The organism is Candidatus Cloacimonadota bacterium (genome assembly GCA_020532355.1).
GTDB lineage: Bacteria > Cloacimonadota > Cloacimonadia > Cloacimonadales > Cloacimonadaceae > UBA5456.
In genome coordinates this window covers 1-4,962 of the sequence record JAJBBD010000189.1, presented here as the reverse complement: position 1 = coordinate 4,962, position 4,962 = coordinate 1, and the positions used below count along the sequence as shown (strand labels likewise).

Annotated in this window: 2 protein-coding genes; both read left to right on the top strand. The window is 38.5% G+C overall.

Annotated features, from left to right (window positions below):
- On the top strand, positions 1-3,030 hold a 3,030-nt coding region (gene pglX / locus LHW48_06785; protein MCB5260161.1), incomplete at its 5' end, for a BREX-1 system adenine-specific DNA-methyltransferase PglX.
- Between the two features lie 17 nt (positions 3,031-3,047).
- Positions 3,048-4,962 (top strand): BREX-1 system phosphatase PglZ type A (pglZ, locus tag LHW48_06780; protein ID MCB5260160.1); only part of this gene is annotated, 1,915 nt, incomplete at its 3' end.

The following is a 4,962-nucleotide window of genomic DNA, read 5'->3' as shown; positions in this document are numbered from 1 at the left end:
CTGCCTGAGCTGTTTGAAAAAACAAGTGACTATACTGAAATCCTTTTGAATGTATCTTTTACGGACAAAGATGGGATAGTTTACCATTTGATCAACGATATCTCGGAAGATGATTTTAATGTATCCAAGGAAGGCCAGGTTGAAATTATCGGATGGCTTTATCAGTATTACAATACTGAACCCAAGGATGAAACTTTTGCTCTATTAAAGAAGAATGTCAAAATAACGAAAGAACGAATTCCTGCAGCAACACAGCTGTTCACACCTGATTGGATTGTTCGCTACATGGTTGAGAATAGTCTAGGACGCTTATGGCTTGAAGGCCATCCCAACGATGAGTTGAAAGCAATTTGGAAATATTTCATGGATGAAGCCGAACAGGAAGACGATGTTCAAAACGAGTTAGATAAAATTAGAGAAGAATATAAGGCCATAAAACCCGAAGACATTAAGGTCATTGATCCAGCGATGGGCAGTGGCCATATTTTGGTATACGCATTCGATGTTCTGATGCAAATATATGAAAGTCACGGATATAGTCAACGTGATGCTGCTAAAAACATTATAGAAAAAAATCTTTACGGTTTAGATATTGATAATCGCGCCTATCAGCTAGCTTATTTTGCAGTAATGATGAAAGCACGACAATATAACAGAAGGATCCTAAATGGAGAAACGATCTGCCATTTGTATGCTATACAAGAGAGTAATGACATAGACAGAAACCAGTTAAAATACTTTGGATCTGGTTTGAGTGAGATGGAGAAGAATACAGCTAGTCTTCAGCTTCAGGGTTTGTTGGATACTTTTACCGACGCGAAGGAATATGGATCGATTCTTAAAGTGGAAAACTACAATTGGGAGCTATTACATAGATATACTGATAGTATTGATGCAAATGGCCAAATGTCTTTGGATTCGATTGGTGTTGAATTTACCAGAAATCAAATTCGACTAATAGTTGAAATTGGTAAAATTATATCGAATAAATATGATGTAGTTATTACTAATCCTCCTTACATGGGAAGTAATGGGATGGGCGGAAAGTTATCTGAGCATGTCAAGGAATACTACCCTGATAGCAAATCGGATTTGTTTGCAGTTTTTATTCAAAAAGGTCTAGTTATGACAAAACATTGTGGATATAGCTGCATGGTAACCATGCAATCATGGATGTTTCTATCTAGTTTTGAAAAATTAAGAATAGGTTTAGTGAATAGTAAGACAATTTCCACCTTAATGCACATGGAAAACATGGTCATGGGAATAGCTTTTGGGACTGCTGTTTCTAATTTTAGAAACTGTAACATTAAAGGATATAGAGGCACGTATAATCATGTATCAATTAAAAATATTGGTGAGGATGAATTGCCTAAAGAATTCCCAATTAAAAAAAATAGATTTGCACAAATTAGTTCAGAGAATTTTTCCAAAATACCTGGAACTCCAATAGCATATTGGGTTAGTGATGAATTTGCATTGAATTATAAAGAAAAGCCAATGGGAAAATACTCGGAAGTAATCACAGGTATGACTATTGGGGACAACAACAAGTACTTAAGATTATGGTATGAAGTCTCATGGGAAACCATTGCCATTGGGAAGTCCTCTATGAATGAAATTAACATATCAACCACCAAGTGGATTCCATATAGCAAAGGCGGGACAAGACGTTGCTGGTATGGAAATTATGATTATGTTGTTAATTGGAGCCAAAAATCTAACTTCAATAGATCTAAAACCACGCTTCAACATTTATACCTTAAGGAAGCTCTTACTTGGCCTTTTATAACCACTGGAAGGTTTTGCGCAAGAATCCTACCTAAAGGATTCTTGTGGGATGTTGCAGGATCGCCGTGCTTTTTTGACAATATCAAGACAGAATACTATGCTTTGGGGGCATTGTGCTCTAATACTGTAGACTACATACTTAAAGTCGTTAATCCGACCATTAATGTACAAGCTAAAGATATTGCTCAATTACCACTGATTTTTGGACAACAGTCAATGACAGACAATGTCGTTGAAAGAGTAAAGGATAATATATCACTTTCAAAAGCCGATTGGGATTCTTTTGAAACATCTTGGGATTTCCTTGTGCATCCCCTTGCGAAAAGATCAGGTTTAATTTCATCTCTGTTTGAGGAATGGGAAAGCGAATGTGAAGAAAGATTTAATCTCCTAAAAAGCAATGAAGAGTCAATTAATCAATGTTTCATCAATATATATGGTTTGGAACAAGAATTAGACTCAGCTGTAGAAGAAAGAGATATCACAATAGCAAAAGCTGATCTTAAACGAGACATAGAAACTTTGATTTCATATGCTGTCGGTTGTATGTTTGGTCGATACTCGGTAGATACAAAGGGGCTCTGCTATGCAGGTGGAGACTGGGATAAAACTAAATACAGTACTTTTATCCCAGACAAAGATAATATCATTCCAATTACAGATGAAGAGTATTTTAAAGATGACATTGTAGGTTTGTTTATTTCATTCGTAAAAACTGTTTATGGTGAAAGTAATCTCGATGAGAATTTAGATTACATAGCCAATGTATTAGGTAAAAAAGGTTATAGCTCTCGAGAGGCGATTAGAAATTATTTCATAAAAGATTTCTTCAATGATCATTGCAAGGTTTATCAGAAGAGACCAATCTATTGGCTTTTTGATAGTGGCAAACAAAATGGGTTCAAAGCTTTAGTATATATGCATAGCTATGATGAAAACAGCATTGGCAATCTCCGTATAGATTATCTGCATAGGATGCAGCGAATTTATGAAAATGAGATTGCCAGAATGCAGGACACTATTGATAACAGTAAAGATGCCCGTGAATTAGCAACTGCAACGAAACGCAAAGAAAAGCTCATTAAGCAACTTCAAGAGACAAAAGAATACGATGAGAAAATTGCTCATCTTGCTTTGGCTCGTACTTCTATTGATTTGGATGATGGTGTGAAAGTCAACTACGAAAAAGTTCAGACCGATCGAGATGGTAAGAAGCTTGAAGTGCTTGCTAAAATTTGACGAAAGGAGAGTCTGGGATGGCGGAACTGAATTTAAAACAAATAACAGATAAGCTCAATCATGAGTTTGCTGGAGACACTCGCAAGCTTGTCTTCTGGTACGATGACAAGGCTGAATTTGTTGAAGATGTGGATTCATTGGAGTTATCGAACGCCAAGATCTATCATCTCGAAAAAGACAATCAGTTTTATACCAAACACTTTTTAGAACGGATTGATAGAACAAACAATTACTTGATCTATGCCCCCTTTCCGCGTCCTCAGGTAAGGGACAACCATTTGGAAGACATCCTCCTCTACTCGAGACAATTCTTTGCAGACAGAGCGTCACTTCTAACTGTGGATCTTGGGATTGACCAGAAGTATAAACCGGTAATCCAAAAATATATCAAGTTCTTCGGTGCAAAGGATCGGACTCAAAAGTTCTATGATCTCGAACTTGAGAACTTTACCAAGGAAAGCATCGAAGTGGCTCTCATGAGCGTTCTTTGCAAGACGAGAATTGCATTTTACGATGAGGTTGTCCGGGTAGTTCTGACCGATGGAGAACTTGATGAGAATAAATTCCTGGAAGAGTTTGAAAAGTATGGCCTCCTGGAAGCTTTCTGGCGTCTTTCTGAAGAACAGTTTGGCTATACCGATGTAAAGCCTACACTGGAAAAGCTTGTGCTGACCATGTTCGTAACCTATACGCAAAGATATCTCCAGGGTGAGTTTCCCCCTGCATGGAAAAGCTTTGTATCATACAAATCCGGCAACATTATCGCATTTCTTGATAGCTTGATGAACAACGTCTTATACCGAGAGCAATATGATGAATTGTCTGATTATGTGGCTAGAAATCTTCAGGCTAAGACAATATTGGAGTCCTACAATCCAGAATCATTGATTCAATGCGACACTTTTGAGGTCATTGACCATGTTTTCATTAAATGGATCACCGAGCGACTTCTAAGTGAAGATCTTGGAGCTAAGCTTTCAGGCAAGTCTATCTCTGAGATCTGTAAGGATCGCCGCAAAAGTCATTTTGGAGATCGGTATCGGTCCGAATACCACATGCTTGAAAGCGCTTCTTTTGTCATAGCGGCAGCAAGTTATCAAAGCCGAGATGACCTAAAGGATATCATCAAGCAATACACTACTAACGACTATCAGATCGATCAGCAGTATCGGAAGTTTTACTATAACTACGATCAGCTGAACGAGAACAGCCATTTTGAAAAAATTCGGGATCTGGTGGAGAATATCTACACCAATGAGTTCCTGGCTAAAAGTGTCTATAACTGGAACATTGGTCTTAAGAAAGCGGATCATTCCACCTCCATGCCTTTGCAACGGAATTTCTACAACAAATACATTCAATCCAGCAAAGACCGCGTGGTGGTGATTATCTCTGATGCGATGCGTTATGAAGTTGGGCAGTCATTATTTGCCAAACTTGAAGATGACGAGAAATGCACACCAAAGCTGGAATCAATGATGAGCGTTCTCCCTTCCAATACGCGACTTGGCATGGGTGCTCTGTTGCCACACAAGAGCCTGGAGTTGACTCGGGAGAACAAAGTCCTGGTTGATGGGATGCCATGTGATTCTCTCAAGCAGAGAGAGGTAATACTCAATTCCTATACACCTAATAGCAGATGTATCCAATTTGATGATCTGAAACTGATGAAGAAGATGGAACTGCGGGAAGTCTTTACGGGGATGGACATAGTCTATGTCTATCACAACCAGATTGATGCCCGTGGGGATAAACTGAATACGGAGAATGAGGTGTTCACTGCATGCTACGAAGCCGTTGATGAAGTCTTTACCATGATCAAGCGTATCTCAACCAATGCCAACACCCTGCACTTTATCGTTACTTCAGACCATGGATTTATATACAAGCGAGACAAGATAAAGGAAACTGACAAGATCATCCATGTAGCGG